Source organism: Candidatus Tisiphia endosymbiont of Empis tessellata (assembly GCF_964031035.1).
Lineage (GTDB): Bacteria > Pseudomonadota > Alphaproteobacteria > Rickettsiales > Rickettsiaceae > Tisiphia.
The window spans coordinates 279,159-292,569 of the sequence record NZ_OZ034997.1; the positions used below are offsets into that span (position 1 = coordinate 279,159).

At 32.2% G+C, this 13,411-nt stretch carries 12 protein-coding genes and 1 tRNA gene; 8 read left to right on the top strand and 5 right to left on the bottom strand.

The genetic code is table 11. From position 1 onward, the window contains the following. Positions 1 to 164: 164 nt before the first annotated feature. Positions 165 to 1,895, top strand: a complete 1,731-nt coding sequence (locus AAHM86_RS01455) for a 30S ribosomal protein S1 (protein ID WP_342268022.1) — start codon at positions 165 to 167, stop codon at positions 1,893 to 1,895. Between the two features lie 335 nt (positions 1,896 to 2,230). Continuing rightward, on the top strand, positions 2,231 to 3,505 hold the full coding sequence (gene murA, locus AAHM86_RS01460; protein ID WP_342268023.1) for a UDP-N-acetylglucosamine 1-carboxyvinyltransferase: 1,275 nt from the start codon (positions 2,231 to 2,233) through the stop codon (positions 3,503 to 3,505). A 319-nt stretch (positions 3,506 to 3,824) separates the two neighbouring features. On the opposite strand, the gene AAHM86_RS01465 is transcribed toward murA, so the two are convergent. Then, on the bottom strand, positions 3,825 to 4,328 hold the full coding sequence (locus AAHM86_RS01465; RefSeq protein ID WP_341747377.1) for a CarD family transcriptional regulator: 504 nt from the start codon (positions 4,326 to 4,328) through the stop codon (positions 3,825 to 3,827). Between the two features lie 399 nt (positions 4,329 to 4,727). Here AAHM86_RS01465 and AAHM86_RS01470 point away from each other — a divergent pair. Continuing rightward, positions 4,728 to 4,802 (top strand) — tRNA-Cys (locus AAHM86_RS01470). Positions 4,803 to 4,823: 21 nt separating this feature from the next. Then, positions 4,824 to 5,753 (top strand): site-specific tyrosine recombinase XerD, encoded by a 930-nt coding sequence (locus tag AAHM86_RS01475; protein WP_342268024.1) that lies wholly within the window; start codon positions 4,824 to 4,826, stop codon positions 5,751 to 5,753. 268 nt (positions 5,754 to 6,021) lie between these two features. Here the strand turns inward: AAHM86_RS01475 and AAHM86_RS01480 are convergent, their stop codons facing one another. Further along, entirely contained in the window at positions 6,022 to 6,246 is a 225-nt protein-coding gene (locus AAHM86_RS01480) for an ankyrin repeat domain-containing protein (protein ID WP_342268025.1), read from the bottom strand. A gap of 194 nt (positions 6,247 to 6,440) precedes the next feature. Between AAHM86_RS01480 and AAHM86_RS07145 the strand changes: the two genes are divergently transcribed. From AAHM86_RS07145 to AAHM86_RS01495, 4 genes are all read left to right on the top strand, one after another. Further along, positions 6,441 to 6,749 carry a bifunctional (p)ppGpp synthetase/guanosine-3',5'-bis(diphosphate) 3'-pyrophosphohydrolase gene (locus AAHM86_RS07145; protein ID WP_410521559.1) on the top strand — a complete coding sequence of 103 codons (309 nt, stop codon included), beginning with the start codon at positions 6,441 to 6,443 and terminating at the stop codon, positions 6,747 to 6,749. A 62-nt stretch (positions 6,750 to 6,811) separates the two neighbouring features. Then, a complete protein-coding gene (locus AAHM86_RS07150) occupies positions 6,812 to 7,234 on the top strand; it encodes a hypothetical protein (protein WP_410521560.1) in 423 nt (140 codons plus the stop codon). Between the two features lie 252 nt (positions 7,235 to 7,486). After that, a complete protein-coding gene (locus AAHM86_RS01490) occupies positions 7,487 to 7,630 on the top strand; it encodes a transposase (protein WP_342267695.1) in 144 nt (47 codons plus the stop codon). Between the two features lie 18 nt (positions 7,631 to 7,648). Beyond that, on the top strand, positions 7,649 to 8,683 hold the full coding sequence (locus tag AAHM86_RS01495) for an IS3 family transposase (protein ID WP_342268026.1): 1,035 nt from the start codon (positions 7,649 to 7,651) through the stop codon (positions 8,681 to 8,683). Here the strand turns inward: AAHM86_RS01495 and AAHM86_RS01500 are convergent. The 3 genes from AAHM86_RS01500 to AAHM86_RS01510 form a co-directional block, all read right to left on the bottom strand. Further along, positions 8,662 to 9,810, bottom strand: coding sequence for an MFS transporter (locus tag AAHM86_RS01500; protein ID WP_342268027.1), 1,149 nt, complete (start codon positions 9,808 to 9,810; stop codon positions 8,662 to 8,664). The two genes, AAHM86_RS01495 and AAHM86_RS01500, sit on opposite strands and share 22 nt — an antisense overlap. Positions 9,811 to 10,687: 877 nt before the next feature. Further along, positions 10,688 to 11,413, bottom strand: a complete 726-nt coding sequence (locus AAHM86_RS01505; RefSeq protein WP_410520801.1) for an HD domain-containing protein — start codon at positions 11,411 to 11,413, stop codon at positions 10,688 to 10,690. 134 nt (positions 11,414 to 11,547) lie between these two features. Then, entirely contained in the window at positions 11,548 to 13,320 is a 1,773-nt protein-coding gene (locus tag AAHM86_RS01510; protein WP_342268028.1) for an ABC transporter ATP-binding protein, read from the bottom strand. Positions 13,321 to 13,411: the final 91 nt, after the last annotated feature.

The window sequence follows — 13,411 nt, forward strand, 5'->3', positions numbered from 1 at the left end:
ATATTTTATGTGCCATAGGTTGTTTTATCTACATTTTATTAACCATTCATAGTTAATTTAGTTGAATTTAATTACTTAAGGCAAAGAACAACTTGCTTATGTAAATTCAAGTCAATTAACTATAATTTTTATACTAGACGGCACAACTAGTATTAGAGAATAATATGCAAAAATTTAAGAAAAAATTTGTTTCTCAGCTTGCTGAAATTAGCATTCAATCTCACGAAGATTTTGCACAAATGCTTGAAGCCGTAAGTACTAGTCACGTAAAAGAAGGTACTGTTGTCAAAGGTCAAGTAGTAGGGATTGCTAAAGGCATTATCATAGTTGATGTTGGATTAAAGAATGAAGGCAGAGTTCCTATAGAAGAATTTGCTCTAGTTAGTAATCAACCTTTACCAGAAGTTGGCGAGATAGTTGATGTATATATTGAGAAAATTGAAGGACGTAACGGTAGAACTATATTAAGTCGTGAAAAGGCCATTAGAGAAGAATCATGGGGACATTTAGAAATTGCATGTGCCAATAAACAGTTTGTTGATGGTGTAATATTCGGACGTGTTAAAGGTGGATTTACTGTTGACGTATCAGGGGTTGTTGCCTTCTTACCTGGAAGTCAGGTAGATGTTAGACCAATAAAAGATATTGCTTCGTTAATGGGTATCAAGCAGCCATTCCAAATTTTAAAGATGGATAAGAAACTTGGGAATATCGTAGTTTCTAGAAGAGCTATACTTGAAGAATCAAGATCTGAGGCTAGAGACGAAATGTTATCGAAAATTAAGGAAGGAATAATATTAGATGGTACAGTAAAAAATATCACTGATTACGGTGCGTTTATTGCTTTAGGTAATTCAGGTAATGTAGACGGTCTATTGCACGTTACTGATATTTCATGGAGCAGAATAAATCACCCTTCTGAAGTTTTATCTCTAGATCAAAAGGTTAGGGTTATAGTTATAAAATTTAATGAAGAAACTAAGAGAATTTCACTTGGTATGAAGCAACTTGATCATAATCCATGGCAAAGTATAAAAGAAGAATTCCCCGTTGGCAAAATAATGACTGGCAAAGTAACAAATATTGCTGATTATGGGGTATTTATTGAATTAAAAGATGGTATTGAAGGACTCGTTCATTCAAGTGAAATTAGTTGGGTAAAATCAAATCAACATCCTAAGAAAATGCTTACTATTGGTCAAGAAGTTCAATTCACAATTCTAGAAGTTGATACCGATAAACATAGAATATCTCTAAGTATTAAACAGTGTCAAGATAACCCAATTATTGGGTTTGCGCATAGTCATGCAATAGGTAGTATAATTAAAGCACCAATACGAAATATCACTGACTTTGGTATGTTTGTAGCACTTGATGACAACATTGATGGTATGATTCATGAAACAGATATAAGTTGGGAAGGCAATGGTACTGAGCTGTTAAAAACATATAAAAAGAATGATCAAATAGAGTGTAAAGTCTTATCAATTGATATTGAAAAGGAACGTATAAGCTTAGGTATTAAACAACTAAGCTTTGACCCCCAGCAAGATGAATTTAACATGTACAAAAAAAATATGGTCGTTACTTGCTCAGTTACTGAAGTTAAAGATGATGGGATAGAAGTTATTTTAGACGACAAAATACCTGGCTTCATCAAAAAAGCTGATCTTTCTAGTGAAAAAGCTGATCAAAAAACTGAAAGATTTGTCCCTAATGACAGAATTGATGCAAAAATCATTACCATTGATAAGGCATCTCGTAAAGTTACTTTGTCAATAAAAGCACTTGAAATAGAAAAGAGAGAAAAAACTATCAAAGAATATGGTTCTGCTGATAGTGCTGCTAGTCTAGGAGACATACTTGGAACAGCTCTTGACGATAGTAAAAAATGATAAATTTTTTACTTAACTAATACAGCTACTATATCGCTTTAAACCTAATTGACTTATACCCGAATTTGATATAACAAGTTATATCAAATTCGGGTTATAGCACTTAACATATATGTTCATATTAGTGCTACAGTTGTAGATTGAATAAATTCTCTAACCGTCATTGCGAGAAGCCACTTTAGGCGACGAAGCAATCCAAAAGTTGTAACAGCACGCTGTTTATTTGGATCGCCACGCCACTTCGTGGCTCGCGATGACGGTTGTTCGTTCTTATAACCTAGCACTAATATGAACATATATGTTAAGTGCTATATTATATATATTGAGGAATTCCTATGGATAGTTTAATAATTCAGGGTGGTATCCCCCTTGAAGGTAGTATTAGTATTAGCGGAGCTAAAAATGCAGCATTACCGATTATGACAGCTGCACTACTTACAGATAAGCTTAGTATTAACAATATTCCAAAGCTTACTGATATTCTCACAATGAAAAAATTACTTGAGAATTTAGGTAGCGTTGTTACTGTAACTGATCATCAAGATCAATTGAGCATGGATATCGACAGCAGCAATATTAATAATTTTACTGCACCATATGATATAGTACGTAAAATGCGTGCTTCTATTTGGGTTCTAGGGCCTCTACTCTCTAGATTTTCTAAAGCTAAGGTTTCCTTACCTGGAGGATGTGCTATAGGTGCTCGACAAGTGGATATACATGTAGCAGTTCTACAAGCTATGGGGGCAAATATTGACGTCGATCATGGTTATATTAATGCTACAATTAGAGGTAGATTAAAAGCTGTACATTTTGTTTTTAATAAAATATCTGTTGGAGCAACAATTAACGCCATAATGGCTGCTACTTTGGCTGAAGGAGAAACAATATTATTTAACTGTGCTAGAGAACCAGAAATCATTGATCTGTGCCATTGTCTTAGCAAAATGGGTGCAGAAATAGATGGAATTGCTACAAACGAAATAAGAATAATTGGTAGATCTCATTTAAAAAATGTCAATTATTCAATTATGCCGGATCGTATTGAAGCCGGTACTTACATGATTGCTGCTGCTATTACTAAAGGCAATTTAAACATTTATGGAATCAGCAATAATATCGTTGAAAATATAGTATTAAAGCTTATTGAAGCTGGTATAGAAATTTTACCTATTGATAATGGTTTAAGAGTCTCTTATGTAGGTAAATTAAATCCTGTGGACATCCATACAAACCCATATCCAGGTTTTGCAACAGACTTACAAGCTCAGTTTATGAGCCTTATGACTCTTTGCAAAGGTTCTTCTATAATTACAGAAAATATTTTTGAGAATCGCTTTATGCATGTTCCTGAATTATGCAGAATGGGTGCAAATATAACAGTTAACGGAAAGAGTGCTATAATACGGGGTATACCTTTTTTGACAGGAGCAGAAGTAATGGCAAGCGACCTCAGAGCATCAGTATCCCTAGTATTAGCTGGACTTGCCGCCAACGATACAACAAGAATACACCGAATCTACCACTTAGACCGTGGATACCAAACATTGGAGAAAAAACTAACCAGTTGCGGGGCAAATATAGTACGAATTACTGGAGATAATGTTTAAATAAATTTATTCTACTTAGGTAGAACTTCAAGAATTAAGATTCCCGTGACCTAAAGATTGAAGCTGCCCCATTACTCATGTACGTTACGCTGCTCGACTTTGCTACTGCCTAGCTCTTCCTGAAGTTATATACTCTTCTGCTTTGAAGAATTGTTTTTTGAAAATATCATGGATTCGCATGCGTGACTATACTATATGTACGTTCCGCTTGCTCACCATTCATTTTCAAATCCAATTCTTCAAATCATTTGAGTATACTATCGTCTATCAACTCTTGAAATCATAGCAGTATATCACCTCAGGAAAATGAATTTTCAATTTACGCAGCGAGCTTATCTCTCAATACTTCAATTAATTTATTAATTGCTTCGTCAGGATTTATATTCTCAAGAATTGCAAGCTCCCCAGCTAGCCTATTTAAGGCTGATTCATAAATAGTCCTTTCACTATAAGATCGGTCACTATCAACATTCTTATAGAGATCTCGTACCACTTCTGCTACAGATACTACATTACCAGAATTTATTTTACCCTCATATTCTTGTGCTCTTCTACTCCACATCCTATTACCTTGCTTAGCTTTACCCTGAAGCGTTGAATATATTACAGCTAAATCAGTTTTACTAACAAGTTTTCTAAGACCCGAAATAGCAGCTCTGTTTACCGGTACTTTCAAAGTCATTTTGTCTTGAGGGAATGATATTACATAAACCTTAATATCAGTACCAGCTATGATTTGGTGTTCTACATTTACTATCTCTCCAACTCCATGAGATGGATATACAATTCTTTCTCCTACTTTAAATTCAGACGATGTTGACATGCTTACTCCTTTCCATTATAAAAACTTAGACCATGGTCAATTGATTTGAATTTGTGTCAGTGAGTTGCAAATAATTAAATCATAACTATAGATATTTTGCAAATCACAATACTAAAGATAACACTCCCTAAATATACTTGAATGTGACTCCAAATTAGATTTGAAAATGAGGAGAGAACACACTAGACGTACATACGGTACGGGAGTCCTTGATATTTTCAAATAACAATTCTTCGAAACAGAATTAGTATACAATACAGACTAATTTTACTCTGTGGTAGTATAGCATATTTTAGAAGGATAACAAAGTATAAGTTATAAAAAAATATTACCCTACCTAAAACAAAAGAAAAATAAGTTGCCTTTTGCTCTAATATTGGTTAGTATCTCAGCTCTTTAGGCTAGGTAGCAAAGTGGTAATGCCGTGGACTGCAAATCCTCAATGCGCCGGTTCGATTCCGGCCCTGGCCTCCATTAAAACAAACTGTACGTAATATGGTAGAGTTTATCGAACAATTCCTAGAAATGATGATAGCGGAGCGTGGTGTAGCTAATAATTCCGTACTTGGCTACAAAGGTGATCTGTTAGATTTCCAGAAATTTTTATCACAGAATAAATTGTTAGAGCTGAATATTAAAGCTGAAAATATTAGAGACTGGATAGAATATTTGGCGGGAAATGGCTTGCAGGCAAGATCAATCAACCGGAAGATATCCACTATAAAAAACTATTATGAATTTTTAATTAGCGAAAAGCATACCAATTATAATCCTGCTTTGATGGTAGATTTACCAAGATATCAAGCTAAACTTCCTTCTACATTATCAATTGATAAAATCAAAGATTTACTTTTCTATTGCAATCAAGACAAAAATCCTGATTCCATACGCCTAAAAGCAATGATTCATTTATTATATGCAAGTGGGTTACGTGTTTCTGAGCTTGTCAGTATAAGGTTAACTGATATTTTAGTAAATCAAATGTCCCAAAATATTAGAAAAATATTTTCAATAATTGGTAAAGGTAATAAAGAAAGAATGGTGATAATCAATGAACAGGCTACCATAAGTTTGTCTGATTATTTAACTATTCGTAGTAAATTTATAAGCAAAAAACACCCTAAAAGTCAAATTTATTTATTTTGCTCTTCTTCAACTAATGGTTATATGACTAGGCAGAATTTCGCAATTCTATTAAAACAAGCATCTATTAAAGCTGGGCTAGACCCAAGTAATATCTCCCCACATACTTTACGTCACAGTTTTGCAAGCCATTTGTTAGAAGGCGGTGCAGATCTTAGGGTAATTCAAGAACTACTTGGACATGCTGATATTAGTACTACCCAAATTTACACACATATACAAACAAAGCATCTAAAACAGGCTTTAGATCATCATCCGCTTAAATTATCTATACTCAAATGATGTAAAGAATTAGAGCGTAAAACAAGGGGTGAATGAGCATTTTCTAAAATAGCAATTTATAGTTTAATCCTCTTTGGGGATGATGATTGTCCCATTTTTTAACTTTTAAAGTCGTGCTTACCACGCCTCCTAGCAATAACGAAGTAGCTATGGTTAAAACATTTCCAAGTTAGCTATATAATAGACCTCTTTCGAAACTCGCTTGTGCTGAGGGATTTGAAGGAGACGCTTCACCTCGAACCGCATCGTACTCTAATTCCGTTACGGATTAGAGTACCGCATCGATGTACAAATCACCAGCAGAAGTAGAGTTTCGAAGGAGGTCTAATGGAGTTCTGCCATTTATATCTTTGGCATTAATATTAAAGTTAGGCGACTTTAACATTCTGCGTACTAACTCAATATTTTCCATCTTAACTATATCATGTTGTGGTGCAGTGCTAGTTACTGTTAGAACACTACAGTTATTACTCTCTGAAGTATCTTTACTCATCTTATCCTCTTTTATATAATCATTATAGTTGAATTATATCATATTTTTCCTACCCACTAAGCATATTTATAAAAAAATTTATACAACATAGGTTAGAAAATATGCATCTTTTTAAAAATAAAAAGCAATAAATGCTTTAAATAGTCAAAATTTTAGTTTATTATAACTTTATAATTAAAATATCATGGTTTCTTATGGAAGATGTTAATAACTATTGGGATAATTCAAAATACCAGTACTGTGCATATGCTGAGAGGTTGCTTAAGGAGTTAATTTTGCTAAATGAAAAAGTAAAGCAACCAATAGACATGTATGAAGTCAAAAAAGGCATCTACTATGCTAAAAAATATCATGGCAGCCAAATGAGGCAGTCCGGCGAGCCGTATTATTCCCATCCGATTGAAGTGGCGTATATGGTTGCCCAGTATACAGCCCTAGAAATTCCACGATTGTTTAGAACCGACATGATTGTGACTGCGTTACTACACGACACAATTGATTGAACCAAACTAATTTTTCCAGTAGCTTTTTCAATAACTATGAAGATACAAAACTGACTGAACCTATGATTACTTACATCTTTGGCAGTCAAGTAGCTAGTAAAGTGCAAGACTTGACTAGGGTCAAGCCTCATGGCAAGATTAGCTCGGCAGAAACACTAGATTTATTAATTCAACAAAAAAAATATGATGTAGCATTGATTAAACTTTTTGATCGGATTCATAATTTAGAAACTGTTGGTGTAAAATCTCCAGAAAAGATTAAGAAGATTATAGAGGAAACTTTTAAAAGTTTTATAACTGTCAGCATGTATTATAGAACAACACAACTAGAAAATATACTAACTGCTTTATGTTACAAATATTTATCAATTACTGCATGCCCCTTAGATTTTACAACAATTAACCGACATAAATACCGGCTTCCTTCTCTAACTTTTGAAAATGACACAAAGCAAAAGCAAATCCTAGATTTATTGGAATCATAATAATTAATAATCCCCAATGACCAAAATATTTTGTTAAAAAAATAATACCAAAAGAGGTAATAACATACATAAAAGCACGTGCTACAGCATATATCATACTATTGTAAGTATAACGCTTAAACACTGGAAAATGTCTGAGAAATATCGAAACAGCTAGTACACGATTATAATGGACTGAAGAAAATGGACAAAAAAATAGAGTTAAAAGTTTCCTAATTAAGATAAAATAATAAGAAAAAATTAGGAGAAAAAATGACAAAAGAAAAAGTAAGAGTTTTTAGTGCTGAAGAAAAAACTAGGATAGTATTAGAAGTGCTGAAAGAAGAGAGTCCATTATCAGTGATAGCATCAAAATATGAGATAAACTCCAAGACAATTAGTAATTGGAAAAAATAATTTATATCAAATGCAGCATTGGCTTTTGAACCAGCAAAACTGGTAAGTAAATATCAGGAACAAATTAATATGCTGAAAGAACAAAATGATGAATTAGCGAAAACTCTTGGAAAAACAATAGTAGAGAGAGATTGGGCTGTGGGAAAGCTACAAAGCTTGGACTTATCAAATAGAAAAGAACTTGTCGATTCCAAGCTAGCAATGTTACCAAAGACAAGGAAATATGAATTATTAAAGATTAATCGTTCTTCAATGTACTATAAAGCAAAACCATTTAGTGGGTATAACTTAAATATTTTAAATAAAATAGATGAAATATATACTGATAATCCTGAATTTGGTTATCGTTATATCCATAGACAATTATTAGAAGATGGCTTGGTTATTGGTAAGGATCGGGTTCTAAAATATATGAACATGATTGGCATAGAGGCTATTTATCCAAAGAGGAAAAAGTTAACATCTGGAAAAGATAAACAGCATAAAATTTATAGTTATTTGCTTGATAAATATTGGTCTAATCTAGGTACAAGTAAAACTGTAGATGTACCTAACGCTAACGAGGTTTGGAGCAGAGATATCACTTATGTTAGAACTAATTCGGGATTTATGTACATGGCGGCAATTATAGATTGGCATAGTAGAGCTGTGTTGAGTTATAAATTGTCAAATAGTATGGATGTAAGTTTGGTAACTGAAGTATTGCATGATGCACTTAACAAATATCCTGCACCGCAGATATTTAATAGTGATCAGGGCAGTCAATATACTAGTCATGAACACATTGAAATTTTACAAGAGCATAACATTAAAGTTTCGATGAATGGTAAAGGAAGAAGTATTGATAATATAATTATGGAGAGATTTTTCCGAACTTTAAAATATAATTGTATATTTATTAATGATTTTAAAGATGTTAAAGAGCTAAAGAGTGGTATTGATGATTACATCAATCACTATAATTATATAAGATTCCATTCAAGTATTGGTTACAAAAAGCCTATGAATACCTATCTAAATTCTATACAAAATTATGAACAAATTGCAGCTTGAAAAATGCAAAAATGGGAAACAACATTATTATTTTTTTGTCTTGATTTTTCAGTCCAGTATCGACCAAAATCGAATAGTACAAGAACAGCTTGAAGTAAAAATAGAAAAAATGGATTGGTTATATTGTTCAAAATATAAGGAGAACATAAAATAAAAATAGAGAATATTACAAATTTTACCTTTAGGATTTTCAGTGGATATATCCTATAACTTAAATAGCTTATAAATGACATACCAGCGAACTGTATCATTGAAACAATAAAATTTTGGTGTATTACTTGTTCCGCACTATAGCCAAAAGAACTTTTTAGGAGATTGCCACAATGTATATAAGCAAAATAAAAAGATACAGGACACGCACAGTTAATTATAAACAAATACAATACTGATTGTTTATTAACTTTTTCGTTAACAATTGGGTCATTGTCTAATTCTTTTATATCAATATTAGCTTTCTCATATTTCTTTTTTAATCGAAGTTTTGCATTGACAAACTCAGGTGTTTCTCTGAGAGTTGTTCTAGCAATACCGCCAATCAAAGCAATTACTGCTCCGATCCAAAAAGCAATACGCCAATTAAAACCGTAAGATGTAACAAGCGAAGCAATACCTAAAGCAGCTACTGTACCTATAACAGAAGCAACGGCAATAAAGGCTACTACTAGATATTGTATTGGTGGTTTTATAGTTTCTGTTAAATAAAGTTCTGCTCCTACTATTTCGCCTACTGATGACATACCTTGTAGTACACGACAAACCGTAATTATTACAGAAGCGGTAATGCCAATTTGGGCATAAGTTGGAACATTGGCCATTATTACACATGAAATTGCCATCATAATAGTGGTAATAATAACTGTTGCTTTACGTCCTACTCTATCCCCGATATAACCAAAAATTAATGCTCCAATTGGACAGAAAATAAAAGTAGAACAAAAGGCAAAAGCTGTCAGTATAGATGCAGCAAAAGCTTCATATTTAGGAAAAAACAACTCGTTTAGTAATACGGCTAAATGTACATAAAGCATCAAATCAAAATATTCAAGGAATGTTCCTACTGACAGTAATCCAACCGCTTCTTTTTGTTCTCTAGTTAGGATTCTTTGTTCTTGCTGGTATCCTATCATTTATTCACCTTAATATATTTATTAATACTAATAGATATTATGATTTGGTTGAACGATAGCAAGAAAAAATAATATAGAAAATTGAAATAATAAATCTTGGTTGTAACAATATCACAATTCTATAAACAAATTAGAAGGGAAAAAGAGATATTGGTAAAAATATAGGCTGAGATCAAAGGATGTTAAATATCAGAACTAATATAGTTATGCGAGTAGAATATTGGATATTGTTTATATATGAAAAATAATTAATTTTTATTAAAAATAAGTTGACTAATATTTTAGAATTGATTCTAATTAAATTATGGTAATATAAATAATACAGATACCAGTACTTTAGTAAACAATCCTATTTGGACAGAAAAAGTTAATAAAAAAACAATATTAGCTCTTTTTTTCTTACAATGTGCTTTACCTGTAGGTTTTTATTTTATTTATATATATTGTAGTAATATTTTACAAACTAACTTTGGTTATACAATTGCTGAGGTTATTCATCATAATTTTATTCTATGTCTAATACAGCTCTTGGTCGTATCAATATTATCTTATTTAAGTTACAAAATATATCCACTATTAACCATGAAAATTATACTCATAATATGTTCTATTTTTATCATATTTTGTCCATATTTTTTGAATAATCTTCATTCTCCGTTTGAGTTATTTTTAATTCAATTCTTTATCATTTTATTTAACGAATGTTTAGGTCCTGCTATGCCAATTATTTATAAACATTTTCCTGTATTTAAACGTTTCACCTGTGCTAGCATTATATTCGCTATATCACGTGCTTTCGTATCCGTTATTACTGCTTTTGGCTTCACTTATCTTGTTAACCATTTTGGCTATTGGGGATTATGGGTTATTATGATCCCTACAATTGTGGGGTTCGCATACGGGCTATTACATTTTGAAAAGTTGGAGAAAGTGGCGAATTATCCATAGAATTTTGATGATTATGTTGATCAAACTGCTGTATGGATAAATTTTTATAACATAATGCAGTTAAGTCTTGTGTTATTGTTGGTATTTTTAAATGCATAGCAATGATTATAAAATTTTTTACGGTTTCTTCAATAATCTTCCTAGCTTTTTCAGGTGATTTAACTCCTAGAGTTTGTAAGTTGTGAACTCGGTCAAATAATTTAATCAATGCCACATCATATTTTTCTTGTTGAAGTAATATATCTAATGTTTCTGCCGAGCTAATCTTCCCGTGAGGCTTGTTCCTGCTTAAGTCTTCTACTTGACTAGCAACCTGCTCCCCAAAGATATAGGCAATCATCTTTTTGGTAAGTTTTGTATCCTCAATGGTGTCATGCAATATGCTGGTAACAAGAATGTCAGTGCGGTAAAGATAATCAGAGATCATATACGCCACCTCTAGTGGATGAGAGTAATAAGGCTCGCCTGACTGCCGCATTTGGCTGCCATGATATTTCTTGGCGTAATAAATAGCCTTTTTAACCTCATCAATATCTATTGACCGGTTTATTTTCTCATTCATCTTACGTAATTTGTCCAGTAACCTAGTAGCATATTGACAAGGTGCATACTTTGAGTTGTCCCAATAATTAATATCTTCTTCCATAAAAACCATAAATATTTTTTATATTCAATTTATAGATTAAACTAAAGTATAAATTATTACCAAGGATTTTTTATCTATTTTTAAAAAAGAGGAATGTTTTTGCATTTTGTTGTTGTATAAATAGACAGCTACTCCCTTTATGTTCACTTATCCCCCTCCTCTAATTCCTTATGATATAATTTATAATATTCTGCTTTATTTTCTATAAGTTGCGAATGAGTTCCTTGTTCAAATATCATGCCAGATTTCATAACAACTATGTGATCAACGTCCTTAATACTCGATAAACGATGTGTTATAATTAGGGTGGTTTTATTCTCACGAATATTTACTAAAGAATTTAGAATTAATCGCTCAGAATTTTGGTCTAAAGAGCTTGTTGCTTCATCCCAAACCAAAATTGCTGCTGATTTCAAAAAAGCTCTAGCTATCGCTAAACGCTGACGTTGTCCACCTGAAAGTGTTGAACCTTGATTACCAATGATCGTATCATACCCTGCAGGCAGATTTGAGATAAATTGATGAGCATCAGCATATTTTGCTGCTATAATAATCTGATCACGAGTTGTATTTGGATTACCATAAGCAATATTTTCTGCAACACTAGTGTCAAATAATGTAGTATCTTGAGTTACTAAAGAAATTTGCTGCCTTAAAGAGTCAATCCTTATATCTTTAATATCATAATTATCAATTAAAATCTGTCCGCTAGTTGGGTTATAAAATCTTACTAATAAATTAGATAACGAAGTTTTTCCACTGCCAGAACGTCCAACAAAAGCTGTAGTTTTCCCTGGCATTATTTTTAGATTAATGAGCTTTAAAGCTACTTTATTATTAAATTTTAGCTCGACATTATTAAAAATTATTTGTGGATTAACTAACTGAACATTTTGAGCATTTACACTATCTTTAATAATAGGTTCAGTATCTAGAACATTAAAAACTCTTTTTGTTGCAGCAATACCCTCTTGTAAATTTACATTTAAAGAAACCAAGCTTTTAAAAGGTCTATAGGCTGCAAGAAAGGCAGTAATAAAAGCAAAAAATGCTCCCGGTGTAGTTTCTCCTTTTATGACTAACAACCCACCGTACCAAATAAGCCCTCCAACTGTAATACCACTTAACACTTCCATGATTGGTGAAACCAATGCATCCAATTTTGCAGTTTTCTTTAAAAAATGTAAAATATTACTAGAGAGCAATAAAGCTCGATTGCTTTCAATTTTCTCTCCTAAGAAAGACTTAACAATTTTAATTGACTGAAAAGTTTCATCTAACCTAGAAGTATAATTAGCTAATTCCTCTTGAGCTTGTCCTAATATTCTACGAATTTTTTTCCCTAATTTCTGTATTGGATAAATTGCTAGGGGAAATGCTAGAAATACTATACAAGATAACCTAGGTTCTAACTTAAACATCACTACGATAAGACCTATTACTGTTAAAAAATGTTTGGCACATCCTACTAGTAAATTTGACACAGCACCTCGCATCATGGCAATATCGTTAGTAAAACGTGATATTAAACGTCCCGATGATTGAGATTGAATAAAGAGAATATCAGCAAACAATAAATGCTCATACATCTTAATTTGTAGATCAGTTAAAATTCTCTGACCAACAAATTTAATTAAATAATTTGAATAATATTCAGCTATCCCTTTAATAGTAAATGTTATTACTACCATTAACGGTAAAAATAATAACATTTGACGATTGCCTGTTAAAAATATTTGATCAATAGTTGGTTGCACTAAATTAACGCTGTAAGCAGCACATATAGCCGCAATTACCATACAAAATACCGCCATGCTGATTTGTTTGAGATATGGCTTTATATGATCAACTATTAACCTTCTTAAAGTATTATAGGCACTATAGTCATAATTTATTAGGTTATGTTTTTTTTGCAAAATTCTCTCCTTCAGTTTGGTAATTTGTTATATAGCTAGCTATGGTTAGTATTTCCTATTTACCCCAACGACAAATGTGTATCATGCCTTG

What these genes read in the sequence shown, in the direction of transcription:
- AAHM86_RS01490 (WP_342267695.1), top strand. Translation starts at nt 7,487, where the DNA reads ATGACAAAAGAAAAAGTAAGAGTTTTTAGTGCTGAAGAAAAAACTAGG.
- AAHM86_RS01475 (WP_342268024.1), top strand. Translation starts at nt 4,824, where the DNA reads ATGGTAGAGTTTATCGAACAATTCCTAGAAATGATGATAGCGGAGCGT.
- AAHM86_RS07150 (WP_410521560.1), top strand. Translation starts at nt 6,812, where the DNA reads ATGATTACTTACATCTTTGGCAGTCAAGTAGCTAGTAAAGTGCAAGAC.
- AAHM86_RS01455 (WP_342268022.1), top strand. Translation starts at nt 165, where the DNA reads ATGCAAAAATTTAAGAAAAAATTTGTTTCTCAGCTTGCTGAAATTAGC.
- AAHM86_RS01500 (WP_342268027.1), bottom strand. Translation starts at nt 9,810, where the DNA reads ATGATAGGATACCAGCAAGAACAAAGAATCCTAACTAGAGAACAAAAA.
- AAHM86_RS07145 (WP_410521559.1), top strand. Translation starts at nt 6,441, where the DNA reads ATGGAAGATGTTAATAACTATTGGGATAATTCAAAATACCAGTACTGT.
- AAHM86_RS01480 (WP_342268025.1), bottom strand. Translation starts at nt 6,246, where the DNA reads ATGAGTAAAGATACTTCAGAGAGTAATAACTGTAGTGTTCTAACAGTA.
- AAHM86_RS01465 (WP_341747377.1), bottom strand. Translation starts at nt 4,328, where the DNA reads ATGTCAACATCGTCTGAATTTAAAGTAGGAGAAAGAATTGTATATCCA.
- AAHM86_RS01505 (WP_410520801.1), bottom strand. Translation starts at nt 11,413, where the DNA reads ATGGTTTTTATGGAAGAAGATATTAATTATTGGGACAACTCAAAGTAT.
- murA (WP_342268023.1), top strand. Translation starts at nt 2,231, where the DNA reads ATGGATAGTTTAATAATTCAGGGTGGTATCCCCCTTGAAGGTAGTATT.